General features: G+C 59.1%; 26 protein-coding genes and 1 pseudogene. 4 read left to right on the top strand and 23 right to left on the bottom strand.

Going from position 1 to position 25,882, the window contains the following annotated elements; genetic code table 11:
• Positions 1-71 precede the first annotated feature (71 nt).
• The gene (locus MHY13_RS00270) at positions 72-908 is read left to right on the top strand and encodes a spermidine synthase (protein ID WP_239228471.1); all 837 of its coding nucleotides are present in this window, start codon (positions 72-74) and stop codon (positions 906-908) included.
• Here MHY13_RS00270 and MHY13_RS00275 read toward each other — a convergent pair.
• On the bottom strand, positions 889-2,049 hold the full coding sequence (locus MHY13_RS00275; RefSeq protein WP_239279943.1) for a glycoside hydrolase family 25 protein: 1,161 nt from the start codon (positions 2,047-2,049) through the stop codon (positions 889-891). The two genes, MHY13_RS00270 and MHY13_RS00275, sit on opposite strands and share 20 nt — an antisense overlap.
• A gap of 208 nt (positions 2,050-2,257) precedes the next feature.
• Here MHY13_RS00275 and MHY13_RS00280 point away from each other — a divergent pair, with 208 nt between their 5' ends.
• A complete protein-coding gene (locus tag MHY13_RS00280) occupies positions 2,258-3,427 on the top strand; it encodes an HNH endonuclease signature motif containing protein (RefSeq protein WP_239279945.1) in 1,170 nt (389 codons plus the stop codon).
• Here MHY13_RS00280 and MHY13_RS00285 read toward each other — a convergent pair.
• The 6 genes from MHY13_RS00285 to MHY13_RS00310 are packed head-to-tail and all read right to left on the bottom strand — an operon-like array spanning position 3,424 to position 9,071.
• Positions 3,424-4,539, bottom strand: coding sequence for a cysteine desulfurase family protein (locus MHY13_RS00285; protein WP_239279947.1), 1,116 nt, complete (start codon positions 4,537-4,539; stop codon positions 3,424-3,426). The genes MHY13_RS00280 and MHY13_RS00285 overlap by 4 nt on opposite strands.
• The gene (locus tag MHY13_RS00290; protein ID WP_204609383.1) at positions 4,539-5,480 is read right to left on the bottom strand and encodes an electron transfer flavoprotein subunit alpha/FixB family protein; all 942 of its coding nucleotides are present in this window, start codon (positions 5,478-5,480) and stop codon (positions 4,539-4,541) included. Before MHY13_RS00290 ends, MHY13_RS00285 begins: the two co-directional genes overlap by 1 nt.
• 8 nt (positions 5,481-5,488) lie before the next feature.
• A complete protein-coding gene (locus MHY13_RS00295; RefSeq protein WP_204609385.1) occupies positions 5,489-6,271 on the bottom strand; it encodes an electron transfer flavoprotein subunit beta/FixA family protein in 783 nt (260 codons plus the stop codon).
• 24 nt (positions 6,272-6,295) lie between these two features.
• Positions 6,296-7,429 (bottom strand): SAM-dependent methyltransferase, encoded by a 1,134-nt coding sequence (locus MHY13_RS00300; protein WP_239279949.1) that lies wholly within the window; start codon positions 7,427-7,429, stop codon positions 6,296-6,298.
• Positions 7,426-8,253: an NUDIX domain-containing protein gene (locus MHY13_RS00305; RefSeq protein WP_204609389.1), complete on the bottom strand. Its 828-nt coding sequence runs from the start codon at positions 8,251-8,253 to the stop codon at positions 7,426-7,428. The genes MHY13_RS00300 and MHY13_RS00305 overlap by 4 nt, the downstream gene beginning before the upstream one ends.
• The gene (locus MHY13_RS00310; RefSeq protein ID WP_005327654.1) at positions 8,250-9,071 is read right to left on the bottom strand and encodes an ABC transporter ATP-binding protein; all 822 of its coding nucleotides are present in this window, start codon (positions 9,069-9,071) and stop codon (positions 8,250-8,252) included. Before MHY13_RS00310 ends, MHY13_RS00305 begins: the two co-directional genes overlap by 4 nt.
• Before the next feature lie 58 nt (positions 9,072-9,129).
• Here MHY13_RS00310 and MHY13_RS00315 point away from each other — a divergent pair, with 58 nt between their 5' ends.
• Together MHY13_RS00315 and glgB are read left to right on the top strand one after the other, a co-directional pair.
• Positions 9,130-11,139, top strand: coding sequence for a maltotransferase domain-containing protein (locus MHY13_RS00315; RefSeq protein ID WP_239279951.1), 2,010 nt, complete (start codon positions 9,130-9,132; stop codon positions 11,137-11,139).
• 44 nt (positions 11,140-11,183) lie between these two features.
• Positions 11,184-13,301, top strand: coding sequence for a 1,4-alpha-glucan branching protein GlgB (glgB, locus tag MHY13_RS00320; protein ID WP_239279953.1), 2,118 nt, complete (start codon positions 11,184-11,186; stop codon positions 13,299-13,301).
• 4 nt (positions 13,302-13,305) lie between these two features.
• On the opposite strand, the gene MHY13_RS00325 is transcribed toward glgB, so the two are convergent.
• The 16 genes and pseudogenes from MHY13_RS00325 to MHY13_RS00400 form a co-directional block, all read right to left on the bottom strand.
• Complete coding sequence (locus tag MHY13_RS00325; RefSeq protein ID WP_239191474.1) at positions 13,306-13,698, bottom strand: low molecular weight phosphatase family protein; 393 nt, start codon at positions 13,696-13,698, stop codon at positions 13,306-13,308.
• Between the two features lie 20 nt (positions 13,699-13,718).
• Positions 13,719-14,645 (bottom strand): tetratricopeptide repeat protein, encoded by a 927-nt coding sequence (locus tag MHY13_RS00330; protein ID WP_204609398.1) that lies wholly within the window; start codon positions 14,643-14,645, stop codon positions 13,719-13,721.
• Positions 14,646-14,954: a thiamine-binding protein gene (locus tag MHY13_RS00335; RefSeq protein WP_005323373.1), complete on the bottom strand. Its 309-nt coding sequence runs from the start codon at positions 14,952-14,954 to the stop codon at positions 14,646-14,648. It lies immediately after the preceding gene.
• A 10-nt stretch (positions 14,955-14,964) separates the two neighbouring features.
• A pseudogene (locus MHY13_RS00340) lies at positions 14,965-15,247 on the bottom strand (hypothetical protein).
• Entirely contained in the window at positions 15,247-15,939 is a 693-nt protein-coding gene (gene nucS / locus MHY13_RS00345) for an endonuclease NucS (RefSeq protein ID WP_179386385.1), read from the bottom strand. Before nucS ends, MHY13_RS00340 begins: the two are co-directional and overlap by 1 nt.
• A 23-nt stretch (positions 15,940-15,962) precedes the next feature.
• A complete protein-coding gene (locus MHY13_RS00350) occupies positions 15,963-16,439 on the bottom strand; it encodes a DUF2550 domain-containing protein (RefSeq protein ID WP_239191476.1) in 477 nt (158 codons plus the stop codon).
• A 185-nt stretch (positions 16,440-16,624) separates the two neighbouring features.
• Positions 16,625-16,993: a F0F1 ATP synthase subunit epsilon gene (locus MHY13_RS00355; protein ID WP_239279955.1), complete on the bottom strand. Its 369-nt coding sequence runs from the start codon at positions 16,991-16,993 to the stop codon at positions 16,625-16,627.
• 10 nt (positions 16,994-17,003) lie between these two features.
• A complete protein-coding gene (atpD, locus tag MHY13_RS00360) occupies positions 17,004-18,449 on the bottom strand; it encodes a F0F1 ATP synthase subunit beta (protein WP_049361377.1) in 1,446 nt (481 codons plus the stop codon).
• 3 nt (positions 18,450-18,452) lie between these two features.
• The gene (locus tag MHY13_RS00365) at positions 18,453-19,442 is read right to left on the bottom strand and encodes a F0F1 ATP synthase subunit gamma (protein WP_239279957.1); all 990 of its coding nucleotides are present in this window, start codon (positions 19,440-19,442) and stop codon (positions 18,453-18,455) included.
• A 50-nt stretch (positions 19,443-19,492) separates the two neighbouring features.
• Complete coding sequence (gene atpA / locus MHY13_RS00370) at positions 19,493-21,133, bottom strand: F0F1 ATP synthase subunit alpha (protein WP_023021750.1); 1,641 nt, start codon at positions 21,131-21,133, stop codon at positions 19,493-19,495.
• A 60-nt stretch (positions 21,134-21,193) separates the two neighbouring features.
• Positions 21,194-22,009 carry a F0F1 ATP synthase subunit delta gene (locus MHY13_RS00375; RefSeq protein WP_239279959.1) on the bottom strand — a complete coding sequence of 272 codons (816 nt, stop codon included), beginning with the start codon at positions 22,007-22,009 and terminating at the stop codon, positions 21,194-21,196.
• A 6-nt stretch (positions 22,010-22,015) separates the two neighbouring features.
• Positions 22,016-22,588, bottom strand: coding sequence for a F0F1 ATP synthase subunit B (locus MHY13_RS00380; RefSeq protein ID WP_239191484.1), 573 nt, complete (start codon positions 22,586-22,588; stop codon positions 22,016-22,018).
• 44 nt (positions 22,589-22,632) lie between these two features.
• Positions 22,633-22,875 (bottom strand): ATP synthase F0 subunit C, encoded by a 243-nt coding sequence (locus MHY13_RS00385; RefSeq protein WP_049361381.1) that lies wholly within the window; start codon positions 22,873-22,875, stop codon positions 22,633-22,635.
• Positions 22,876-22,978: 103 nt separating this feature from the next.
• A complete protein-coding gene (gene atpB / locus MHY13_RS00390) occupies positions 22,979-23,791 on the bottom strand; it encodes a F0F1 ATP synthase subunit A (RefSeq protein WP_179386380.1) in 813 nt (270 codons plus the stop codon).
• 458 nt (positions 23,792-24,249) lie between these two features.
• Positions 24,250-24,627 (bottom strand): hypothetical protein, encoded by a 378-nt coding sequence (locus tag MHY13_RS00395; RefSeq protein WP_239280180.1) that lies wholly within the window; start codon positions 24,625-24,627, stop codon positions 24,250-24,252.
• A gap of 73 nt (positions 24,628-24,700) precedes the next feature.
• Positions 24,701-25,876, bottom strand: a complete 1,176-nt coding sequence (locus MHY13_RS00400; RefSeq protein ID WP_179386378.1) for a glycosyltransferase family 4 protein — start codon at positions 25,874-25,876, stop codon at positions 24,701-24,703.
• Positions 25,877-25,882 lie beyond the last annotated feature (6 nt).

The following is a 25,882-nucleotide window of genomic DNA, read 5'->3' on the forward strand; positions in this document are numbered from 1 at the left end:
TACAGGCCCGAAAGTCTACTCCCTAGCCCCAACGCGGTTTAAATCGAATCCATTCCCTAAGCTTGTGTGACATGGGCAGAAAGCGAGCTTCCACCGAACCGGGAATCACCGGCACCTACGACATTTCTACCGGCACGGCCGAGGTGGTGCCGGATGAGTTCCGCGATGGTGCCTATATCCTCAACGTTAATGGCGTGCCAAGCAGCCACATTGTGCTCGGCGAACCGGAGGAGCTCGAGTTCGAGTACATGCGCTGGATTGCGGCGGCGGTTGAGCACCTCAATACTCGGCCCTCAAATAAGCTCCGCGTCACCCACCTAGGCGGCGCGGGATGTTCCCTCCCGCGCTACTTCGCTAGCAGGCTCCCGGGCAGCCGACACACCGTGGTGGAGTTGGACGCCAAGCTGGGCGAATTGGTGCGTACGCTTTTCGACGTCCCCCGTTCCCCCACCGTCAAAATCCGCGCCGGCGAAGCATGCAAAGAAACCGAGGGGTTCCTTCCGTCCAGCCGCGACATCATCATCCGCGATGTCTTCGCAGGCGATAAGACACCCGCCAACCTCACCACCGTGGAATTCTTTCAGGCTGCAAAGCAGTCGCTGGCGGCGGGCGGCCTCTACGTAGCCAACTGCGGAGACCATTCCGATCTCCAGCTGGCAAAGAGCGAGCTCGCGGGCCTGGATAAGGTATTTGACCACCTCGCCGTCATCGCGGACCCACCGATGCTCAAAGGCCGGCGCTACGGGAACATCATCCTGGTGGCCTCAGATACAGAAATGCCAGCCGAGGGCTCCGTCGAAGCCGCCCAGCTGGCAAAGGCACTCCTTGGCGGGGCAGTGCCCGCCCATTACAAAGACGAGGCCTGGACCCGCGCGTTTTTCACCGGCGCTACTGCAGCACGCGATTAAGCAGCGTAGCTACCTGCGCCGCGTCGAAATCAGGCACGTCAGCGCCGGCGTTCTTGGCGGCATTCTTAGCTTCCGATACCTCCGACTCGGAGACGTTGCCAGATTTCACGTTGTTTACGTGACCAGCATTGTCCAGCAGGATAGCTAGGTCGCTGATGGAGAAGTTGCCCTTGGCCATATCGCCTAGGTCCTCCACCGGAAGAGCATCCTTGTCCTTAAGGGTCTTTACGAAGCCAGCCAGGCCCTCCGCCGCTTGGGGATCGAGGCCGGACTTTTCGGCGGCGTCGGCAAGCTGCGGAATCGCAATCAGCCCCGCCGCCAGGGCCAAAATAGCACCGATGAGCGGCGTACTATCCGAGCTCAAGTCAAGCCCATCGCTGACAACCAGCTGCTCTAGCGCGCCGCCGACGTCGACGTAATTGCCGTCACTGAAAGACTGCAGCTGCTGCTTGGAACCATTAAACAGGTTCATATCGACGTCGGTAGAAATGCCTGCTACCTTGCCAGAACCAGAACGCTGCCAGAAGGAAAGTTCCTTCCATCCGCCCACCGCTTCAGGCGCCTGGTCCTGATAGGCTGCAAGCCACAGTGGCATATCCGAGAACTTCTGGGAGTTATTCATCTGCCCCATCCAGAAGTACTTGTAGGTGTAAATCATGGGCGTGCGGCCGGTAAGACGCTTGAGCTCGCTAGTAAATTCTTCGATCCACTGCTCCAGCTGCGCGGCAGACTTTCCTTCCGCCACCTCGATATCAAGTGCAGGAGGCAATGTCTGATCTGGGGCAAGGGCGATCTGCGCGGCAAAGTTGGCCGCCTGAGTCTTGGCGTCGCCAGCCGGACGTGCGTAGTGGTACGCACCAGTCTTGAGTCCAGCAGCATTAGCCGCCTGAATATCCTGTACGTAGTGGGGGTTTACCCAGTCCCCACCTTCGGTAGCCTTCACAAATGCAAAGGACTGGCCGTCGGACCGCACTTTAGACCAATCGATGGGCGTGCCGCCTGGATGCTGGTGCGCCGCCACGTCAACGCCCTTGGGTGCACCAAAGCTCACCGCCTGGGCAACAGCGGTACCACTTACAGCTAGTGCAGCCACGGTGACTACCGCAGTAATGCTCTTTCGGAGTGCCTTCTTTGAAGTCATGCGCGTGAGTTTAGCAACGCCTTTACTTCTGTCACATCTTTAACACGCACCACTTGAGATATTTTTCTTTACTTCCGTTTCCCCCTTCTGGGAATACAAACTTTTAGAACACATATTTGCCCATAACTCTTGCGAAGCGGCAGGACACGGCTTAAAATGGACACCATGAAACTACGCACACTAGTTCTACTAATCGGGGGATTTAATCTTGGATGCCTACTACATAGTCAATGACCCCAACGATCCCATAGCAGTTAAAGCCACAGAAATCAGAAAGCAAGATTACCTGTTCTGGAGAGAGGTCAAGCCAGATCTAGAGGACGATTTCGACATCTCCTGCCACACACTTTCTACCCGGACGGGCTTAAGCGAGCGGCGCACGCGAGACATAACAATGGCCCTATATCGACTCGCAGAGCTGCCACTCACAAAAGCACTCCAGGAAACCTATTACTTCCTGGATTTCTCTCGTCTTATTACTATCGACGCCGTGCTGAGCAAGCTTGGCGACATCCCGACCGAGATACTCGAGCGGATAGACCAAGAGCTCGCGAGCTACCTGACCCCCACTAAGCCCGGCCAGGTACTGCCTTCGAATACGAATTTGCGGCGAAAACTAAATGGCCTCATCGCTGTAGAGGACCCAAACCCCAAAGAGGATACGGGGTCTGACACAGGGAACGACTCCTATTACACCTACCCCAGCTTCGGCGGAAAGGCCGGACTAGCAGTCGAATTCGATGAAGCAACCATGATAGCTATCGATGAACACGTCAGTAAGGCTGCCGAAGAGCATAATCTCACCAAAGCTGAAGCGCTAGCCAAGTTGATTCTGGGCGAAATAGAGTCGCGGACGAAAGTGGTTCTTCACATGTACAGAGCCCACGACCAGGAGGCGGCTCCCGCATTTATCCGGGGATTCGGGTGGGTAAGCCCAGAGACCGCTGACAGTCTGTGCCCCACCCAGACGCGAGACATGGATCGTGCCAAAGGAATGGAGAGCGAAAGCTACGTCACTCCCCCGCTCATTGGCGCCTACGTAGAAGGCCGCGATGGCGTGTGCCGATTCCCGGGCTGCAATCGCCCCGCAGAAAACTGTCAAAAGGACCACCGAATTGACCATGCAAAGGGAGGGAAAACTTCGGGAAGCAACTTGGCCTCACTGTGCCAGCACCATCACAACATCAAAACTGATGGTGGCGCCTTCTACATCATGGATCCACATACTGGGGACATAGTATGGCTCTTTGATGACGGTCGCTGGGAATACGATGAGCCCCAAGGACCGCTAGCGCCCAAGAACAAGAACTGGGCACTAACGGTGGGCCAAGCTATCGCCGCCCGGCGGGCGGCGGCAAAGGAAAGGAATGATAGCTAGACGGAGCGGGCTCGGGAAATGACCTCCGGCAGATGAGCCAAGACGTAGTCAACGTCCTCGTCCGAAGTGAGTCGGCCAAGAGTAAAGCGAAGAGAACCAATACCTTCCGCCTCACTTACGCCCATTGCTTCGAGGACATGAGACATGCGGTTTACGCCTGCGCTGCAAGCGCTGCCGGTAGAGGCCTCGATCTGCAAGGAATCCAGCAGCATGATGAGGCTATCGCCGTCAGCACCGGGGAAAGAGACGTGCAGGTGGGAAGGCAAGCACGGCTCAGCGGAATTGACCACCGCGTCATCAATGGTGGCGAGAATTCCGTCGCGCAGCTTATTGCGGAGAGCCGCAATTCGCTCGCCTTGGACGGCGATTTCGGAAACGGATTCCTCCAGCGCCGCAGCTAGACCGGAAGCGCTCGCGACGTCCACGGTGCCAGGGCGAATACCTCGCTCTTGGCCGCCACCGTAGGCAATCGGCTGGGGCGCAGGGCTGCGCTTGGCCAAAAGCAGACCGATGCCGCGGGGGCCGCCGAACTTGTGGGCGCTGGCGGCAAGGCTGGTGACCCCTAGCGAGGAAAAATTGATGGGGACTTTGCCAACAGCTTGGACCGCATCCACGTGCACGGGCGTGCCTGTCGCATTCGCTCGGGCTGCGATCTCTTCGATGGGCTGAATGGCGCCGGTTTCGTTGTTTGCCCACATGCAGGTAGCGACGTCGGCAAGCGTGTCTAGGACCGACAGATCTGCGATGTGCCCGGAACGGTCGACGGGAAGGATGTCGACGGCCGCTCCGGTTTTCTCCAGCTTAGAGACGGTGTCGCGCACGGCGGGGTGCTCGATATCGGTAGAAATAATGCGGTTTGTTTGCCCAGCCGCGTAGAGCCCCTGAATGGCGATATTGTCCGCCTCGGTGCCTGAAGAGGTGAAGATGACTTCGATGGGCTCGCAGCCGAGGAGGGAAGCCACCTTTTCGCGGGCATCATCCAGCACGGACCGAGCCTTGCGGCCGGAACCATACTGCGCGCCGGAGTTGAGGGAGCCGGCCGCCGCCACCCACGCGTCAATCGCGCTCTGGCGCATCGGCTGGGTAGCGGCATAGTCGAAGTAGTGCGGCATTACTGGCGCGCCTTCAGTTCCTCGGTCAGGGCCGGTGCGATTTCATGCAGGTCACCCACGACGCCGAGATCAGCGATCTGGAAGAACGGCTCATCCTGGTCTTGGTTGACCACCACAATGGTGCCGGAAGTCTGCATGCCAGAGGTGTGCTGGATAGCGCCAGAGATGCCCAAGCCGATGTAGAGGTCGGGCGAGACGGTAACACCGGTCTGGCCGATCTGATAGGCGGCGTCATAAAAGCCTTCATCGACGGCGTCGCGGGTGGCGCCGACTGCGGCTCCGAGGGCGTCGGCAAGCGGCTCGACGACGGCGCCGAACTCGTTGCCCACGCCACGGCCGCCGGCGACGACTGCCTTGGCCTCGGTAATTTCCGGTCGTGCGGACTTCTGTGCCGGAGTAAAGGAAGTTACCTTGACGTCTTTGCCCGTGGCGGCCGGCAACGGCATCGGCGCCGGCTGCGCCTCCACTTGCTGTGGCGCAGCCTCAACCGCGCCTGGGCGGAGGGTGTAGATCGGGCACTGGCCAGCGGCGGTGGAGGTGGTCTCATAAGAACCACCGAAAATACTCATCTTGGCGGAGCCATCAGCGGCGATGCCATTGACATTGACCAGCGCGCCAGAGGCGAGGCGAGCCGCGAGGCGGCCGGCAATCTCATTATTGGCCGGAGTTGCGGCCAGCACGATGGGCGCTGGGTTTGCAGCGCCAAGCGCATGCAGGGCATCGACCTCCGGGGTAAGGAACCGCTGGTCATAATCCTCGGCCGTTGCCTGAACTACCTGTGCGGCGCCGAGGGCGGCAAGGTCGGCATCGAACTTATCGGCCTGCTTGCCGACGACCACTGCGGACACCGTACCCAATTCCCGCGCGGCCGTAATCAGCTCGCCGGTAACGGGAAGGAGGTTGTCCGCGTCGTGCTCAACTAGTACGTAAACGTGCGACATATCTACTCCTAAATCAAGTTCTTTGCGGACAGGAAGTCAACGATCTTCTTCGCTGCGTCCTGCGGGTTGGGCTCCGAAATAACTTCGCCGGCGGTGCGCGGTGGGCGCTTCTCAGCGGCCGACACAGAGGTCGTCGGCGCAATAGCCTCGATGCCCAAATCAGCCAGGGTGAAGGTGGTGATTTCCGCCTTCTTAGCTGCCATAAGGCCCTTGAAGTTGGGGAATCGCGGCTTGTCGCTCTTATCGTTCACCGTAACGATCGCCGGCAGTGGCGCCTCGAGTTCCCAGGTACCGCGCGCATCATCGCGGGTGCCCTGCAGGGTGCCGTCAGCTAGCTCTACCTTGTGCAGGCCGGTAAGGGCCGGCAGCTGGCGGTATTCGGCGAGCAGGCCGGCAAGCAGGCCGGTGGAGGCGTCGGAAGCCTCGGCACCGGCGGTGATCAGCTGGACGTCGTCAAGCTTATTGAGCGCGGCATTGAGGGTCCACGCGGTCGATAGCGCGTCCGCTCCAGCCAGGGAGTCGTCAGAGACGAGCACGGCATCGTCGGCGCCCATGGCCAAAGCCTTACGCAGTGCCTCGTCGGCTTGGGCCGGCCCCATCGTCAGCGCTACGACCTTGTAGCCAGCATCGGGGTTATTGTCGCGCAGTCGCAGGGCTTGTTCCACGGAGTACTCATTAACCTCATCAATGACGTTATCCACGGAGGTGCGATCCAGGGTGTGGTCATCGTTCAAAGACTTGGTAGACCACGTATCCGGCACGTGTTTGACCAGAGCCACGATAGTTGGCATTGGGCACTCACCTTTCCGATATATTTATGTTGCGTAATTATCCTCGGACGATAATACTCGGGGTTGACACAGCAAGGCGATTCCCTGTGAGCCAATTCGCGTAATGATGACCGCAAAAGGTTTCTTTCCCTTCAGCTTCATCTTCTTCCGCAGCTGGTCAGGGTCCACTTCTACCCCGCGTACAAGGATTTCTAGGCTTCCCGCATCATAGGATTTAAGTACGGATTTTAATCTCTTTAGGGGTACTTTTTCTATGAATGGAAATCCCGAAGTCCCCTCCGGAATCCTCTCTCCTGTCAGGTATGCGATGCGCGGATCGATTTGATGCAGCCCTTCCCTGGCCGCGTAGTGCTGAACCAATCCCGCTCGCACGATGGCCCCATCCGGATCGATGAGGTAACTGCCAATGTCTCCGGCATCGGGTAGGTTGTCTGCGTGGTCATCGAGGACATCTAGCTTGCCTCCGCGAATCATTACCGCTCTTCGGCCGCTGCCAAGGCCTGGGGTATAAAGGCAGGCTTCTTTTACCCCGCCATCGACGCTCGCGACAGTAACGAGGCCGTCCCACTCGCTAAAATCAAGGCCAGGCGCGCACTTGATGGCCAGTTCCTTGTCGCGGTGCTTATCGACGACCTCCGGGAACGGTGGCACCAAATCCTCCGGCCGCGTGATCCGCCTGCCGCCGGCGCGGCGGGCCGGGTCTGCAAGGAGAACATCGGCCGTGGTAGTAGTCGTCAGCGCATCCGCGCGGAAAATCTTGGCGGAAGAGAGGTTGTGCCTCGCCATTCTTACCCGTGATTCATCCAGGTCTGAGCCAAAATAGTCGAGCGGAGAATTATAGCCTTCGGTGCCGATGGAACAGGTGACGTCGTGGACGCTGCGCACGCCCTGCTCGGCGAGGAATTTCGTCCGATACGCCGCCACTTCGAGGGGGGTTGCTTGCTGGGCGGAGTCTGCATCCATCAGCCAATCGTGCGGGAGCTTGCCGGAACTGCGGGCGGTTACCAGCTCCATGACCGCGCGGCCATACTCACCGAACTTAGCTTTGAGGATTTCGGTGTCTTTGAGCCGAGAAGCCTTGGTTAAGGTGAGGTCGAGGTGTGCTATTTCCTCTTGATGCTCGGCAAGGAAGTCAACTTCTGCGGGGGTATAACTCATATTCGGTCTAAAGGGGTGGTGGAGAAGAATTCGCGGTAACGGGGATCTTCGCGGGGATCCCCAATGACGGGGCGCAGGTCCGAAAAGGACGCATCCTCTAGGACCTCTTGTACGGAGGAATACTTGCTCAGCCTCTGCATCTGTGCCCACGTGGGGATGGCAAGGCGCACCAGCCCGGCGCGCCAGCCGTCCAGGATGAGCTGCGGGGAGAACCATCCGGCATCGTCTGCTTCATCGGTATCCCCATCGGGTTCTTGGCCGGAGGGCAACACCCCAACGAAGAAGAAGGTGTCGAACCACTGGCTCTTTCCCTTTCCTACCCAGCGCGCCCAGGGAAGGAGCATATCGGCGTCGACACGCATGCCGTTATTGCTGAGGAATTCGGTAAAGGAAATGGTGTGGTTTTCTAGTAGTTTTCGCTCTTTGTGATAGCGCCGCGCATTGGAGACAATGCCGTCCTCGCGGATGGCGAAAAGGGTGCCGGCCTCTTCGAAGAGCTCGCGGGCAGCGGCGAACACTAGGGCGTGGGCTTTGTACTTGGTCACGCCCATCCGGCGGGCCATGGAGATGACAGACTTTCCGGCCCACAGCTCGCCCGAGTCCCAGGAACGTGGTGGAAAGTCGCGCGGATCTACGCCGCCGCCGGGAAAGACTGAATGCCCCGGGTAGTTGTGCATGGTGTGGACGCGCTCTTGTACCCACACTTCAAGACCGTCAGCGCCATCCCGCAGGAGCAGGACGGTTGCCGCCAGGCGCCCACCGTGGAAGCCGGTGGTATCGCTGACGTCAATGGCATCGAGACGGTCATGAAAAGGATTGGTCATAGAGAAGCTCGGCGGGCGAAGTATCGCTGTCCAATGCGGTCCACCTGAATAGGCTGGTGGAAAGCGCGAGTCAGATTTTCGGAGGTGAGGACGGAATTAATCAGTCCTTTTGCCACAACTTTACCCTCATCCAACAGCATGGCGTGGGTGAAGCCATAGGGAATCTCCTCCACGTGGTGGGTGATCATGACAATCGCTGGGGCATCGGGGTCCATGGCTAGATTGCCAAGATATCCCACGAGGTCTTCGCGGCCTCCCAGGTCCATTCCGGCGGACGGCTCATCGAGGATGAGCAACTCCGGGTTAGACATGAGTGCGCGAGCGAGGACGACGCGCTTCTTTTCTCCCTCAGACAGGGTTCCCCAGGTGCGCTCTTTGAGGTGGGTGGCGCCAACTTGGGCCAAGATGTCATCCGCGCGGGAGAAATCCATGTCCTGGTATTCTTCCCGCCAGCGGCCTAGCACTGCGTAACCTGCGGAGACAACTAGATCGTCCACTCGCTCAGTGTCCGGGATACGCGATTGCACCGCCGCGGAGGAGATGCCGATAAGCGCGCGCAGATCGCGCATGTCGGTTTTGCCGATTTGCTCCCCCATCAAAAAGGCGGTGCCTTTCGAGGGGAACTCTTCGGCCGCGGCCATGCGCACCAGCGAGGTCTTGCCCGCGCCATTGGGGCCGATAATGACCCAGCGCTCATCGAGCTCTACTTGCCAGTCCACGGGTCCGACGAGGGTCTTGCCCCCGCGGCGCAGCTCGACGCCGCGAAAATCTACGAGCCAATCTTGATCAGTGGGAGTTACGTCGTTCACGCCTTCCATTGTGACTGATTTGTTCTTTGCCCGGTGAAATTGACACAGCTGCATTAGTCTTATGGGCATGACTTCTCGCCTTGGTATTGACGATGTCCGCCCGCTTATCTCCGCCGGTTCTGTAGCCTCCAAAGCCGTTGTAGGCGAGGTAATTCCTGTCACCGCCCTCGTCTGGCGCGAGGGCCACGATGCGGTCTCGGCAACCCTGTCTGCGTGGGCGGCACGGACCACGGCTACCTCCTCGGTCACCATGCAGGTTGATCCCGATGACCAGGATCGCGTGCACGGCGTATTTACCCCGGGCACCCAAGGCACCTGGTACTTCCGCGTCGATGCCTGGTCCGATCCCATCGCCACGTGGAAGAACGCGGTAACCAAGAAGATAGCGGCTGGGCAATCCGCTGCTGAGCTCGCCAATGACCTGCAGCATGGCGCAGATCTGTTTTCTCGCGCGGCTCTGCAAACCCCGTCGGATGTGGTGGAACCGCTCTTTGCGGCCGCTCGGGACTTGGAGGATGAGTCCTTGGACGTCGATAAGCGCGTGCAGGTAGCGCTCTCGGAGGAGGTAACAGGCATCCTGCACTCGCATCCCCTGCGCGACCTGCTGGTGGAGGGCGCAATCCATGAGGTATATGTGGAGCGCCCGGCCGCACTGTATAGCTCGTGGTACGAGCTCTTTCCTCGCTCCACGGGAGGCTGGGATGAAGAGGGAAATCCAGTCCACGGCACTTTTGCTACCACTGCCAAGGCACTGGAGCGGGTGGCCGATATGGGCTTCGATACAGTGTACTTTCCGCCTATCCATCCCATCGGCAAGGTGCACCGCAAGGGAAAGAATAATTCGGTCGTGGCCGAGCCCGGCGATGTGGGAAGCCCCTGGGCCATTCAGGACCACTCCACCACCCATCCGGATTTGGGCACAATGGAGGATTTCCAGAAACTAGTCACCCGCGCCCAGGAACTCGGGCTGGAAGTAGCACTCGATTTTGCTCTTCAAGCGTCGCCCGACCATCCGTGGGCGAAGAGCCACCCTGAATTTTTCACCGTACTTCCGGATGGCACCATCGCCTATGCCGAGAACCCGCCAAAGAAGTATCAGGATATTTATCCGCTTAATTTCGATAACGCTCCTGATGCCATCTACCACGAAATCTATGAAACCTTGATGATTTGGGTCGAAGCCGGAGTGAGTACGTTCCGCGTGGATAACCCGCACACCAAGCCGGCAAACTTTTGGGACTGGCTAATTACCCGCGTACATGCCACCCATCCGGATGTCATCTTCTTGGCCGAGGCCTTTACCCGCGCCCCTCGCCTCTTCGGTCTAGCGAAGGCAGGTTTTTCCCAGTCCTATACCTACTTCACCTGGCAAACCTCCAAGCACGAGCTCACCCAGTTTGGCCAAATGCACGTCGACCAAGCAGATATCTGCCGCCCTAACCTCTTTGTTAATACCCCGGATATCCTGCACGAATCCCTGCAGACCGGTGGTCGTGCCATGTTCGCCATTCGCGCTGTCCTAGCCGCGACCATGTCACCGCTGTGGGGCGTGTACTCCGGCTTCGAACTCTACGAGCACACCCCGGTAGCCCCAGGTTCTGAGGAATACCTCGACTCTGAGAAGTACGAACTACGCCCGCGCGATTTTGCGGCGGCGGCTGCCTCCGGAGATTCCCTTGAGTCCTATATCCGGCTGCTTAACCAGATCCGCCGCGATAATCCCGCTTTGCAGCAACTGCGCACCCTGCGGTTCCATGACACCGACAATGAAGCCATCATTGCCTATTCGAAGGCGGATCCGACCACCGGCAACGTAGTCCTCGTTGTGGTCAACCTGGATCCGCGCAATGCACAGGAAGCCACCGTCACGGTAGATATGCAGGCTATCGGCCGCCACCCCGGCGAGTCCTATACCGTCCAGGACACGATTACCGGCTCTGCCTACCATTGGTCCGAGCGCAACTTTGTGCGCCTAGAGCCGCTTCGCGACGTCGCCCATGTCTTCGTCCTTCCCCCTGCCGACCACGCCCTCCAGGAACAGCTCACCTGGCGCGGAGTAAGCGACTATCGCCCGTAAATATTCGCCCACCGGACCGCACTCGAACTAGGTACTCTGATTGTATGACTATCCCGGCCGCCGACCTCGCTCGCCTCAATGACTGCCGCCACCATGACCCGCACGGTTTCTACGGCTGGCACGAAGGTACCGTCCGCACCCGCCAACCAGGCGCTACCGAGGTGCAGCTGCACACTCCCACGCAGTCCGTGTCCATGGATTTGGTCGGCGATGACATCTGGGAGGCGGAAATCGGCGATAACTGCGATTACCGCCTAGAGATCACCTACCCCGAGGCCCCTACCCGCACCGTGGCCGATGGATACCACTTCCTTCCCACCGTCGGCTCGCTAGATCTGCACCTGATTGGGGAAGGCCGCCACGAGCGCCTCTGGGATGTCCTCGGCGCCAACCTGCGTTCCTATGACACCGAGATGGGTACCGTTTCCGGCGTCTCCTTTGCCGTGTGGGCTCCTAATGCCCAGGGAGTTGCCGTTGTGGGCGATTTCTGTGGCTGGAACCCCACCCAGTATCCGATGCGTTCTTTAGGATCTACCGGAGTATGGGAGGTTTTTGTTCCCGGTATCGGTGCTGGCGAGCACTATAAGTTCGCCATCTTTAGCCACGAGGGCCGCAAGGACAAGGCCGATCCCCTAGCTAAGCGCACCGCCTGCCCGCCGGAGACGGACTCTATCGTGGATTCCACCAGCTTCGCCTGGTCCGATTCCGCATGGATGGACAAACGCACCGGCAACCTCGATGTGCCCATGAGCGTCTATGAGGTTCACGTCGGCTCGTGGAAGGTTGGTGCCAACTACAACCGCTTGCGCGAGGAGCTCATCCCGTACCTCAAGGAGCACGGTTTCACCCACGTCGAGCTCTTGCCCGTGGCCGAGCATCCCTTCGGCGGATCCTGGGGCTACCAAGTCTCTGGCTACTACTCGCCTTCTGCGCGTTGGGGCTCGCCGGATGAATTCCGAGAGCTGGTCAATGCCCTGCACGAAAACGGCATCGGCGTCATCGTGGACTGGGTGCCGGCACACTTCCCCAAGGATGATTGGGCTCTTGGTCGCTTTGACGGCCAGGCTCTCTACGAGCACCCCGATCCCCGCCGCGGCGAACAAGCCGATTGGGGCACCTATGTCTTTGACTTCGGCCGCAATGAGGTCCGCAATTTCCTCGTGGCCAACGCCCTCTACTGGGCCGAAGAATTCCACATCGACGGCCTGCGCGTAGACGCCGTGGCTTCCATGCTCTACCTGGACTATTCCCGCGATGAGTGGCTGCCCAACCAATATGGCGGCCGCGAGAACCTTGAGGCCGTGCAATTCCTGCAGGAAACCAACGCCACCCTCAACCGCACGCATCCAGGCGTGCTCACCATCGCCGAGGAATCCACTTCCTGGCCGGGCGTTACCGCCCCCACCTCTGAAAACGGCCTAGGCTTTTCCCTGAAATGGAATATGGGCTGGATGAATGACACCTTGGAGTACTTCAAGCACGAGCCCATTCACCGTTCCTATCACCATGGCGAGCTCACCTTCTCCATGGTCTATGCCTACTCCGAGCGCTACGTACTGCCGTTTAGCCACGACGAAGTAGTTCACGGCAAGGGCTCGCTGTGGGAGCGCATGCCTGGCGACGACTGGAATAAGGCCGCCGGCCTCCGCGCCCTCTATGGCTACATGTTCTCCCACCCCGGCAAGAACCTGCTCTTCATGGGCCAGGAATTTGGCCAGACTACCGAGTGGGCCGAGGGGCATTCCGTGGACTGGGGCAACCTCGACGGTTGGGGTAGCGAATGGCACCAGGGCATCAAGCTCCTCGTGCGGGATATTAACCTCGTCTACCGCGATACCCCAGCGCTGTGGAGCCAGGATTTCAGCCAGGACGGCTTCCAATGGGTCAAGGCGGATGACTCGACCAATAACGTTCTGGGCTACGTCCGCTACGGCGCAGACGGCTCTGCCCTGCTCGCCGTGTGCAACCTTTCTGGTTCTTCTATCCCCAACTATGGCCTCTGGGTTCCACACGACGGCGAGTGGCAGATGGTGCTCAACACCGACGACGCCGTCTATGAAGGCGCCGGAAATCCACTTCCCCAGCGAGTCCGCGTGGAGAACAACTCCACGACCCTGCATCTGCCGGCCAATTCCGTGCAGTGGTATGTGTTGGAAGGCTAGTTCGCTACCGGTGCGCGCGCACGAACTCCGCCACACGGGCATCGATGTCATCGCGCAGCGCGTCCATGCGCTCTTCCCCTTCCAATCCGCGTAGCGATGGATCCTCAATGTCCCATCTCTGCGCTGGACCATCATAATCCGCATCGCCTACCACCACCACGTGGTCAACAGTTGCGGCAATCTGGGGATCCACGAGAGTGGGCGTACCCGACATCTCTACTCCCACCTTCGCCAGGGAAGCTTTCGCCTCTTTGTTGATTCCCTGCTTGACGTGCTCATCTGTAGTTTGCACGCCAGCAGAGTAAATATCCCAATCTGGTGCATGCTTGAGGGCGAGCGCCGCTGCCATTTGCGACTTGCCTCGGTTGGTATTGCAAAGAAAAAGCACTGAAGTCATGCTTTCCCATGCTACCCAAGCTAGTACAGGGCGCTCGCCAGCTTGGTGCGCGCCTCCAGGACGCGTGGGTCATTGCCCTCAAAGAGCCCAAAGAGCTCCAGCAGGCGCTCGCGTACGCGGGACTTCTCATCGCCGGCCGTTGTCTTCATCGTCTCGATGAGGCGATCAAAGGCCTTTTCTGGGGCTCCGGCTACCACCTCGGCGTCGGCAGCCCGCATTTGCTTATCGACGTCCCCCTTATCCCCCTCCGCGGCCGCAATCGGATCCTCGGTTTGGTTGGCGGGGTCGAGGCGCTTGAGCAAGACCGTGGTGTCACGCGCCTGCTTGATCTGCACATTATCGGGCTCAGATTCCAAGATGGAGTTGTAGACGTTGAGAGCGCCATCAAAGTCGCCGGCGTTCAAGAAGCTTTCTGCTTCCTGGAGCCGCGGATCCTCTTCTTCCTCCTGTGGCTGTTCCGATGCCTCATTGCCTTGCAAGCCCTTCAGCTGTGGACCAACATTCTGCACCAAGGTATCGACCCATTGCTTTAGGGCTTCTTTGGGTTGCGCGCCCTCAAAATTGGTCAGCGGCTGTCCAGCGCCCAAGGCCACGACTGTCGGCAGATTCTTAACGCCAAAGGCCTGCGCAACCTGCGGAGTAGCATCCGCATCCACGTAAGCAACCAAGAAGCTCAAGTTTCCTTGCGCGGCCAAATCCGCAAGGTCAGTCTTCAACTGCTCCGACTGGGTAGAGCGAGCAGTACCGATGAGGACCACGACCGGAACTTCCGTAGACCGGCGAACCACATCTTGGTCGAAGTTGGCCTCGGTTACCGCGAAGAAGGGTTGGATGCCGCCCGCATTTGCCTGCGGCGACTCCTGTGCCTTTTGCCGGGCCTCGGCTCGCGCCTTGACTTGGCTGAGGTCGAGCGCTCCTCCTACATAAGCATTATTTGGTGAAGTCATCTAGTCCTCCTTTGCAAGGCGGCGATTAACCGCATCTACCTTATCCGTTAGCTGGTTAGTTACGCCTTCGCGAATATCGGCCTTAACCACCAAAGAAGTGCGCGGGGAAACCGCACGCACTGCATCGGTGGCCTTCTTAATCGTGTCAAAGACCTCGTCCCATTCGCCTTCGAGCAAGGTGAACATGGCATTGGTCTCGTTGGGCAGGCCGGATTCGCGGACCACGCGCACGGCCTCGGACACAGCATCGGCCATTTCTTGGGAGTCATTATTGACCACCGCAGGGGCTACAGAAAATGCAACAATCATGCCCGCCAGTCTACCTACGCTCCCAGCAGTGGCTGCCAGTGCCGGCGATCGTCGCCCTGGCGGCCCACGTCCCACGGCCAGGCAACGATGTGTGCCACCCCGGGTGGGATGTTCTGGTTACACCCCGGGCACACGTAATACTTCTGGGCCCGAGCAGAACCGATATGCCGCATGACATAGGGTTCGCCGTGCGTCCAGCTTGGCCCCTCGACCGTTTGCGAGCCGAGGAAAGTTGAGCCGTCCTTAGGCAGGGATCGGATCTCTACGGGTTTGCGCCTATTTCGCCGTGGCATTAGAACAGCCGCAATTCATTCGACTCGAGCCCACGCAGCTCTTGGTAATCCAGTACGACGCACCGAATCCCGCGGTCCTCAGCCAAGGTACGTGCCTGCGGCTTGATTTCCTGGGCCGCGAATACACCGGACACAGGGGCGAGAAGCTCATCGCGGTTAAGCAGCTCCAGATACCGCGTCAGCTGCTCTACGCCATCGATGCCACCCCGGCGCTTTACCTCAATCGCCACATTATTGTTGTTTTCATCCTTCGCCATAATGTCTACGGGGCCGATGGCGGTGGGATATTCGCGGCGCACCAGGGTGTAGCGCTCGCCCAAGGTATCGATCTGATCTGCCAAGAGCTCTTGTAGGTGAGCCTCGACGCCATCCTTGACTAAGCCTGGATCCTCGCCCATGTCATAGGAGATTTCTTCATGAATCTCAGCAATGGTGATGCGCAACTGTTCGCCCTTAGGGTTTTCCACCAGCCACAAGACCTCGCCCGTATCTTCACCGTCGAGGTCCTCAATCGCGGACTCCTTCAGGGTGCACGGGGGTGTCATCCAGTTGAGCGGCTTATAAGCGCGGTCGTCGGCATGCACGGACACGGAACCGTCCGCTTTGACGATGAGCAGGCGGTCTGCCATCGGCAGGTGGGCATCCAAGCGGCCCACGTAATCTACTGAGCATCGGGCGATTACTAAACGCATGCTCTCTACCCTAGCGGGTGGGCCTATCGCTTGGATTGACGGGTAGCGCGCTCGCGCAATTGCCGGAAGTCAAAGCGCTGCTGGCGCTTGGATGGAGCGGCCTCGACCCACGCCCCGAAGGCCATGATGCCGTGGGCGTCGGAAGCCAGCTCATATTCTTTTCCCTTAGCCCGAAAGCGAACGACCTCGGTGGCAGCGGACATAAAAGAAGCCTCGTCATCATCAAGCGGGCGGGTGCTCACTACTTCGATGTCGAGGCGGTTGATGCGCAGATCGCAGCGCGGAGAGACAGAACGGAGCTTGAAATACTCCACAAACTCTCCTTCATAACGCAACGAACCATGGCGCCAGGAAAGGGAATTCTTAGCCGGAACTCGGCGCAGGAGGACTGAAGTACCGCGCGATCGCACGGTGAAAAAGCGAAGCGCAGCCAGAAAAATAACTAGCAGCAGGGCCACTCCAAGGGCCCACAGAAGCACTGCAACCACCGTTGAATTCATGGGCCTTTTCACGCCATCCTCGCTCTGTGGGGAAACTGATTCTTTGGATTGTAGCGCCTTGAAGGGCCTACACGCCAATAAGAAAAGGCAAAGAAAAACGAAGAAGGCGCACCGGCTATAAACCGATGCGCCTTAAGAGAGCAGGAAGGGCGGCTATTGCTGCCCTCTCCTACCAATCCAAGGTATTAAGCCTTGGCGCGGCGAACTGCACGCTGTGCGGCCTCGCCACGGGACTTGGTGAGCTCGTGCTCAGAAGCGAAAGCATTCTGAGCCTTCTCCTCATCCACCTCATCGGACCAGATGGCCCAATCAGCGAGGACGGTGATCTTGTCCTGGGTAACGGAGAGGAAACCACCCTGCACGGCGGCGACGCGGCGCTCGCCGTCCACTGGGTGGATGGTCACCACGCCATTATCGATCAGCTGACCGATCATTGGCTCGTGACCGGGAAGCACGCCGATCTCACCCTCGGTGGTCTCAGCCGTGACCATGGAGGCCTGTCCAGACCACAGCAGGCGCTCGACGGAAACCAATTCGGCGGTGATGTCAGCCATGTGCCTCTCCCTACTTCTCGTTCAACTTCTTGTATGCAGCCTCGACGTCGTCCAAGCCACCCAAGCCGTTGAAGGCCTGCTCTGGGTAGTGGTCAAACTCGCCATCGCAGATGCGCTCGAAGGCATCGATGGTCTCAGACAGCGGCACGTAGGAGCCCGGCAGGCCGGTGAACTTCTGTGCGACGAAGAAGTTCTGGCCCAAGAAGCGCTCGATACGGCGGGCACGCTGAACGGTGACCTTATCTTCCTCAGACAGCTCGTCCATACCAAGGATGGCGATGATGTCCTGGAGCTCCTTGTTCTTCTGCAGAATACCGATGACGCGCTGTGCAACCTCGTAGTGCTTCTCGCCAACGATACCCGGCTCGAGGATACGAGAGGTAGAGGTCAGCGGGTTCACTGCTGGGTAAATACCCTTGGAAGCAATAGCACGGTCCAGCTCGGTAGTGGCGTCCAAGTGAGCGAACGTCGTTGCCGGGGCCGGGTCGGTGTAGTCATCGGCAGGAACGTAAACGGCCTGCAGGGACGTAATGGAACGGCCCTTGGTCGAGGTAATGCGCTCCTGCAGAACACCCATCTCATCTGCCAGGGTTGGCTGGTAGCCCACGGCGGAAGGCATACGACCCAGCAGGGTCGAAACCTCAGAGCCGGCCTGGGTGAAGCGGAAGATGTTGTCGATGAACAGCAGCACGTCCTGGTTCTGCACATCGCGGAAGTACTCCGCCATGGTCAGGCCGGACAGAGCCACGCGCATACGGACTCCTGGCGGCTCATCCATCTGGCCGAAGACAAGTGCGGTATCTTGCAGCACGCCCATCTCTTCCATCTCCAGGAAGAGGTCGGTGCCCTCACGGGTACGCTCGCCGACGCCGGCGAAGACGGAGGTACCGGAGAACTCACGGGCGATACGGGTAATCATCTCCTGAATGAGAACGGTTTTACCCACACCTGCGCCGCCGAAGAGGCCAATCTTGCCGCCCTTAACGTACGGGGTCAGCAGGTCAATGACCTTAATGCCGGTCTCCAGAATCTCGGTCTTACCCTCGAGCTGGTCGAACGCTGGCGGTTCGCGGTGGATGCCCCACTGCTCACCATCGCGGCCGAGGCCCGGCTCGTCGAGGCAGTCACCGAGGGCGTTGAAGACGTGGCCCTTGACGACGTCGCCGACCGGCACGGAAATTGGCTTTCCGGAGTCGATGACCTCGGCACCGCGGACGAGGCCGTCGGTCGGTGCCATGGAGACGGTACGGACAAGGTTGTCACCGAGGTGCTGAGCGACCTCGAGGGTGACGGTCTTTGCAACAGCTTCGAGCTTAATGTCGACGTGCAGTGCGTTGTACAGGGCCGGCAGTGCCTCACGTGGGAATTCCACGTCCACAACCGGACCGATGACGCGCACGACACGACCGGCGACTGCCGAAGACTGTGCATTCTGCTCTTGCAGAGCTGTAGTCATAATCTAGTCACTTTCTGCGCTGTCAGATAGCGCGCCAGCGCCACCGACGATCTCTGAAATTTCCTGGGTAATCTGTGCCTGACGGGCCTGGTTAGCCACGCGAGAGAGGTCCTCGACCATCTCGGTTGCGTTGTCAGTAGCAGACTTCATAGCTGTACGGCGTGCAGCGGACTCGGAAGCGGAAGCCTCCAAGAACATAGCAAACAGGATACGCGAGACGTACTGCGGAAGCAGGGCTTCCATGAGCGTATCTGCGTCTGGCTCGAACTCGAATCCTGCGGCAACGTCGTCCGCAGACTCGGAGTCAGTCAGAGCGGAGTCACCGAGGTGGTACTCCTCATCCTGAATAACCGGCTGAACTGGCAACAGCTGCTGAGCACGCGCGGTCTGGGTCAGCATGGACTCAAACTCGGTGTAGACAACGTGTACCTGGTCAAAGCCACGTACACCGGCGCCCTCACCCTGCGCATGCAGGCCGTCGCGGCCCTTGGTAGTGCCATGGGAACCAGCAATAAAGCCATCAATCAAGTGACGGCGCACATCGTGGGTGGTCTCCCAGGTTGGATCCTGAGAGAAACCGCCCCAGCTGCCAACTACCTCGTCCTCGCGGAACTTGTAGTGGCCGATGCCCTTATTACCGGTAACGTAGCGAACTACCTCGTAGCCCTTGCTTTCCAGGAGAGCTTGCAGCTGTGCAGCCTTCTTGAAGACGTTGTTGTTATAGCCACCGCACATACCGCGGTCAGAAGTGACCACGAGGATGGCGGCGACGTTTCCGTCTTCACGCTCACGCAGCATGTCATGCTCCAATGTAGAGGCGGCAGCCAGCTTGTTCATCATGCTGGTCATCTCAGCCGCGTACGGCTGAGAGGCCTCTACCCTAGCCTGCGCCTTGGTAATGCGCGAGGTAGCAATGAGCTCCTGGGCCTTGGTGATCTTCTTAGTCGAATTGACGGACCGGATGCGGTCACGTAGTTCGCGAAGATTAGCCATCGTTTCTCCTCCCTTCTTTAATCTAGACGGTTAGTTGTGAGTTCTGAACTCTACTTAGCCGTCTTGCGGGAGACGTTGAGCTCGGTGTTCTTTACGTCGCTTTCATCCAAAGGCTCTACCGGCGCCTCGGAGCCCAAGTTGTGGCCCTCGGAGGTGCGGAAGGTCGGCTGGAAGTCCTTAGCTGCCGCAACCAATGCGTCCTTGGACTCATCGGTCAGCGGCTTGCCGCCGGAAATCTGCTCAAAGACCTCTGGGGTATTGGCGTTGAGGTACTCGTGTACCTCGTCCTCGAAGCGGCGGACGTCTTCAACGGGAACGACGTCGAAGATGCCAGCCTCGGCGAGGTAGATGGACACCATCTGGTACTCCACTGGCTGCGGGGAGGACTCCGACTGCTTGAGCAGCTCGACCAGACGGGAACCGCGCTCCAGCTGAGCCTTGGAAGCAGCATCCAGGTCAGATGCGAATGCCGCGAAGGCCTGCAGGTCACGGTAGGAAGCGAGGTCCAGACGCAGGTTACCTGCGACCTTCTTCATGCCCTTGGTCTGTGCAGCGCCACCGACACGGGAGACGGAAACACCGACGTTAATAGCCGGGCGAACGCCCTGGTTGAACAGGTCGGACTCCAAGAATACCTGGCCGTCAGTAATGGAAATGACGTTGGTCGGAATGAAGGCGCCGACGTCGTTTGCCTTGGTCTCGATGATCGGCAGGGCGGTCATGGAGCCAGCACCCATGTCGTCGGAAAGCTTTGCAGCACGCTCCAGCAGGCGGGAGTGCAGGTAGAACACATCGCCTGGGTATGCCTCGCGTCCCGGCGGACGGCGCAGCAGCAAGGAAATGGCACGGTAGGCCTCAGCCTGCTTGGTCAGATCATCGTAGATAACCAGGACGTGGTTGCCCTGGTACATCCAGTGCTGACCCAGCGCTGCACCGGAGAACGGTGCCAGCCACTTGAAGCCGGCGGAATCGGAAGCCGGTGCAGCCACGATGGTGGTGTAATCCAGTGCGCCGTGCTCCTCAAGGGTGCGGCGCACGCCGGCGATGGTCGAGCCCTTCTGGCCGATAGCGACGTAGATGCAGCGTACCTGCTTGTCCTTGTCGCCGGACTCCCAGTTAGCCTTCTGGTTCAAAATGGTATCGATGCAGACCGCGGTCTTACCGGTCTTACGGTCACCGATGACCAGCTGGCGCTGGCCGCGGCCGATCGGGGTCATTGCGTCGATAGCCTTGATGCCGGTCTGCATTGGCTCTTCAACCGGCTGGCGCTGCAGCACGGACGGTGCCTGCAGCTCGAGGACACGCTCCTCTTCAGCGTTGATTGGGCCCATGCCGTCAATCGGCTGACCCAATGGGTTAATTACGCGGCCGAGGAATTCCTCGCCCACTGGGATGGAGAGAACCTCGCCGGTCCTCTTAACCTCGTCGCCCTCCTTGAGGGACTCGAAGTTACCCAGGACCACGACACCGATGGAGTTGGTGTCGAGGTTCTGTGCGACGCCAATAACGCCGCCTGGGAACTCGAGCAGCTCATTCGCCATAACGGATGGCAGGCCAGAAACCTGCGCAATACCGTCAGCTGCCGAAATGACCACGCCGACCTCCTCACGGGAGGCCTCCGCGGAGTAGCTCGAGGTGTAGTTCGCAATCGCACTACGGATCTCGTCGGAGGAGATCGTCAGCTCCGCCATGTTCTTCCTGCTCTCGGTAGTATCTTCCAGCACTTACTTAAATCGTTTCTGTCGTTTCGGCTACGCCATCTGGGCACGCAGGCGGGCAATCTTGCCTGCCGTGGAGCCATCAATGACTTCATCGCCGACGCGGATGCGCATGCCACCGAGGAGGCTGGTGTCAACCTCAGAGTGAATGGACATCGCACGACCATAAATTTTGCCCAGCTTCTCAGCGAGTACTGCTTGCTGGCCTTCGTTTAGTTCACCCGCTACGGTAACGCGCGCAATGGTGCGGTCCTGCAGGTCAGCTGCAGTATCGGCCAGTGCGGCTACGTCATCGATCGGGTTCTGCTCTGGGCGGGAGATGGCCTGAAGCACGAGGGCCTCAGTAAACATCGTGACCTTGCCGTAGAGCACGTTTGCCAGCAATCCGCGCTTGCGGGCGGAATCAGCAGTTCGGTCGGAAAGCAGCTGGGTGAGCTCGCCCTCACGGTCAAGGATCTGGGACAGGCGGAAGAGCTCGTCTTCTACCTGGCCCAGCTGACCCTGCGCTTCAGCACCGCGCAGCAGTGCGCGGCGGCCCAGGGACACCAAGCCCTTGACAAAGTCCTTCGGGGTGGACCACTGTGCGGCCGCAGCTTCCTGGATGATACGCAGTGCGCCACCGGAAATCTTGGAGCCGAACAGGGTCTCTGCCAGGGACTTGCGTGCCTCGCTCGGGGCGGCGATATCGGTGAATGCGACGCGCAACTCGCGGTCTGCATCCAAGACATCGACAACCTCGAAGATATCCAGGCCCGCCTGTGCAGCGGTGGCGACATTGTTATCGCCTGCCAGGATCTCGTCCAAGCGGGTTTGTGAGGTTGCGAGTGCTTCGCGGCTAGCTGCCTTCATAGTTGCCTACTTTCCGGCCGGTGCCACAGAGTCGAGCTCGGACAAGAAGCCATCAATGGTGGAGGACTTCTTAGAGGCGTCGGAAAGCTCGCCGCCCAGAATCTTCTCCGCCAGGTTGATGGAGTTCTGGCCCATTTCGGAACGCAGCTCAGTAACAACCTGCGAGCGGGAAGCCTCCAGCTGCTTCTCGCCATTGGCGACGATGCGACGGGACTCTTCTTCCGCGTTGGTCTTAGCCTCGGCCTCAATCTGCTTACCGCGCTCGCGCGCCTGCTCGCGGATCTCGGCTGCCTCTGCACGGGCGTCGGCCAGCTGAGCATTGTACTTTTCCAGAGCAGCCTTAGCCTCGGCCTGCTGGGCCTTGGCACGCTTCAAGCCGCCCTCGATCCGGTCTTCACGCTCCTGCAGCATCTGGCTGTACTTCGGAAGAACGAACTTCGCGAAAATCAGCAAGATGATGGCGAACGGAATGATTGACCAGACTAAGTCGTACATCTTGGGCAGGAGGATGGAGTTGCCGCTCTCCCACGGCAGGTGCTCACTTCCTTCTGCTGCAAGGTAGTAAATGACGTTGTTCATGGGTCTCCGTTCTTAAAGTTCGATTTACTTGTGTAAAGCGTTCTTTAGAACAGGAAGCCTGCAACGAGGCCGATGAGGGCCAGTGCCTCAACGAAGGCGATACCCAGGAACATGGTGGTACGCAGCTGGCCGGCCATCTCAGGCTGGCGTGCCATGCCCTCAACGGTCTTGCCAACGAGGATGCCGATGCCCAGGCCCGGGCCGATGGTGGCCAGGCCGTAGCCGAGGGACTGAAGGCCGTCGAAGGAGGTGGTTGCTGCGTCCTGAGCCAGGATGATCTCGTTCATGTGAAAGTCGTTCCCTTTCAATGTATATCCCGCGGGAGTGTCCTGCGGGGCGGTGTTGGTTTGATTTTGGGGTATTTAGTTAACCGCGAGGTTCGCGTTGTTGTTAGTGCGAATCTGCATGCAACGACAATTCGATGTATACCGCCGTCAGCAGGGCAAAGATGTATGCCTGCAGGAAGATGACGATAAGCTCGTAAAGCGTGAACAGAACCGCTGCGACCAGGGTCAAGCCACCCACTGCGGTCCAGGCGTTGAACTGGAAGAAGAAGAAGTTCGTAGCCGAGTACAACAGGACCAAAATGAGGTGACCAGCCAGGAAGTTCGCCATAAGACGAAGAGCCAAGGTGACTGGGCGCATAACAAACGTAGAGAAAGCCTCAATCGGCACGACAAGAATGTGCAAGGCCGGCGGCAGGTTAGGAATAACCACCGAGGACTTGATGAACTTGCCAAAGCCATAGCGCTTAGCGCCGGCGTAAATCATGGCGATATACGCGACAGCGGCCAAGACGATTGGCATACCGATACGGGCGTTCGGAGAAATGTTCAGGCCCGGCACAATAGTTGTGAAGTTCCAGAACAAAACTGCAAAGAAGATAGAGGCCAAAAGTGGAAGGAAGCGACGTCCTTCCTTCTTGCCCAAGATGTCTTCTGCGATCTGAACTCGCACGAAGTCAATCGCATGCTCGCCTACGTTTTGAATTCCTTTAGGAACCAGCTTGGGGTTCCTGAAGGCGACAACAAATAGGAGCACCAGCACGGCCGCCATCAGAAGGCGAACGAGCATGATGCGATCCAAAGCGAACCAACCGTTGGCAAAATCGCTCAACCAGAGGTCAACGACTCCGCCATCATCGGTTACGTGCCCCGGGAAAAATTCTGGGTCCAGTTCGGGTGCGTGGAAGCTACCCTTCATGGCCAATGTTGTAACGCTCAGCGTTCTCTCCCGTGTTCGGGCCACACAGCTTGTCGAAGGCCGTGTGGTGCGATGGACGTCTCAAACTCTCTGCCTCACACACGGACTCCGTCGCACATCAGCGTGCGCAAGACAGGGATTCACCGCTGCGAAAGCCAGCTTTTGTGCTAGCCCGCGGTAACCCGAAGAAAAGCGTATCAGTTAGATCAAGAGTTTTCGCACGTGGGGGGCCACTAACGCCCCTAGTTTCACCACTGCGGGCTCAATTCCGCCACAAATTCACAACAAAAAGGCCACATTCTGCCTAAATCCTGCTACGTGGAGTTCATCACACTTGCCTATTTCCCCACCTTGACGGGGGTAACCACAACAGAAACGATTGCATGCACGCAAAGCAAAAGGGCCCACCACCTTTCCTTCCAGAAAAGCGGTGGGCCCTTTAGGAGGCCTCTTCCCTACTACGAGACGTAGGTGACGCGCGAGGTAACTACTGCCCACACCTCCGTGCCCAAGGTGGCAAAAAGTGCCAGCATGACGGTTACGAACAGCGCCATGGTGTCATAGAAATCCATATCTCGGATTACGAGAAGCACCATGACCAAGACGATGACCTTGAGCAGCCAACCGCCCAGCACCACGGCCATGGTGTTGGCAGGAGTGGTATTGGCGGTTAGCAATACCGACAAGGCGGTGAACAAGACGAAGCCGCCACCGATAGCGGCACCGACCAGGACTCCCCAAATGCCGGGGAGACCACTGATACCGCCCCAGACGGCTAAGGAGACCACCGTAATAACCAGCAGGGCAAGACCACCCAGCTTGACCGCCCTTTGCATGGGACGGCGGTGGTCATCAAATTCCGAGGGTTGCGTAGTCGCTTGTGCTTCACTCACGGCTACACACCCTACCTCACGAGGGCTCAGATTCCTTCACCACGACGGTCTCTCGCGCGGCAGGCCCAATCTTTCCTTGGCGCAAAGGCACGAGGGTCGCCGCGAACGCGAGGAGCAAGGCAACGATGGTGACGCCAATGGCCACCGGCGCGGGCACGATGGAAAAGGACACCGCGCCGAAGGCTACGGCGGAGACCCACAGGTAAAGAACCAGCACGGTCCGGCGGTGGGTATGGCCGAGCGAGAGTAGGCGGTGATGGATGTGCGCCTTATCCGCAGAAAACGGTGAGCGGCCCTGGGACAGACGGCGAATGACGGCCCAGACAAGGTCTAGGACTGGAATAAACACCGCTGCGGCCACCACGATGATGGGCGACATCAAGGCGACAATGTCCACCGTGCCGTAAAGCGACATGTTGATCTTGCCAGACGCGGAAGTCGAGGCCGCAGCGAGCAAGAGACCAATAAGCATCGAGCCAGAATCGCCCATGAAGATGCGCGACGGTTCGAAGTTATGCGGCAAGAATCCAGCGCACATTCCCACCAAGGCAGCGCTGATGATGGCCGGTGGGTAGGCCGAGACTGCACCGCCCTGGTCATGGAGAACGGTCAAGGAAAAGACCAGAATTGCCCCGCCCGCAATCATGCCAAGGCCTGCCGCTAGGCCATCGAGTCCGTCGACAAAGTTGATGGCATTGATCAGCAGAACGGTAAAGAATGCGGTAAGCAGGGTGCTTTGCAATTGGTCCAGGACGACCGTGGTGCCGCCGCCAAAGGGGATGAAAAGCAGCGTCCAGGTAAGCCCCAGCCCGCTCATCAAGGTGGCCGCGAAGAGCTGGCCAAAAAGCTTCACTATGGCACTGAGTTCCACCAGGTCATCGACCACTCCGACAAGCACGAGCGCCAGGGCCGCCCACAACACCGCATTCATCTCCGGAGTGACGGGCATAAAGCCCCGAGTCAAGGCTGGAAGCTGGGCCGCGAGGAATATCGCCGCCGCGAAGCCGGTAAACATGGCTACCCCACCCATGCGCGGGGTGGGCTGCGTGTGGGCGTCGCGCAGGCGAATCTCCGCCACCCGGCCGGTGCGCACCAAAAAGGAGCGCACCACACCGGTGGTGAGATACGTAAATGCTGCTGCAACGAGGATGACGAGGGCCAGCTCGCGCAGCGGGACACCACTGCCGCTCACGCGAAT

Source organism: Corynebacterium sp. ACRPE (assembly GCF_022347435.1).
Taxonomy (GTDB): domain Bacteria; phylum Actinomycetota; class Actinomycetes; order Mycobacteriales; family Mycobacteriaceae; genus Corynebacterium; species Corynebacterium tuberculostearicum_D.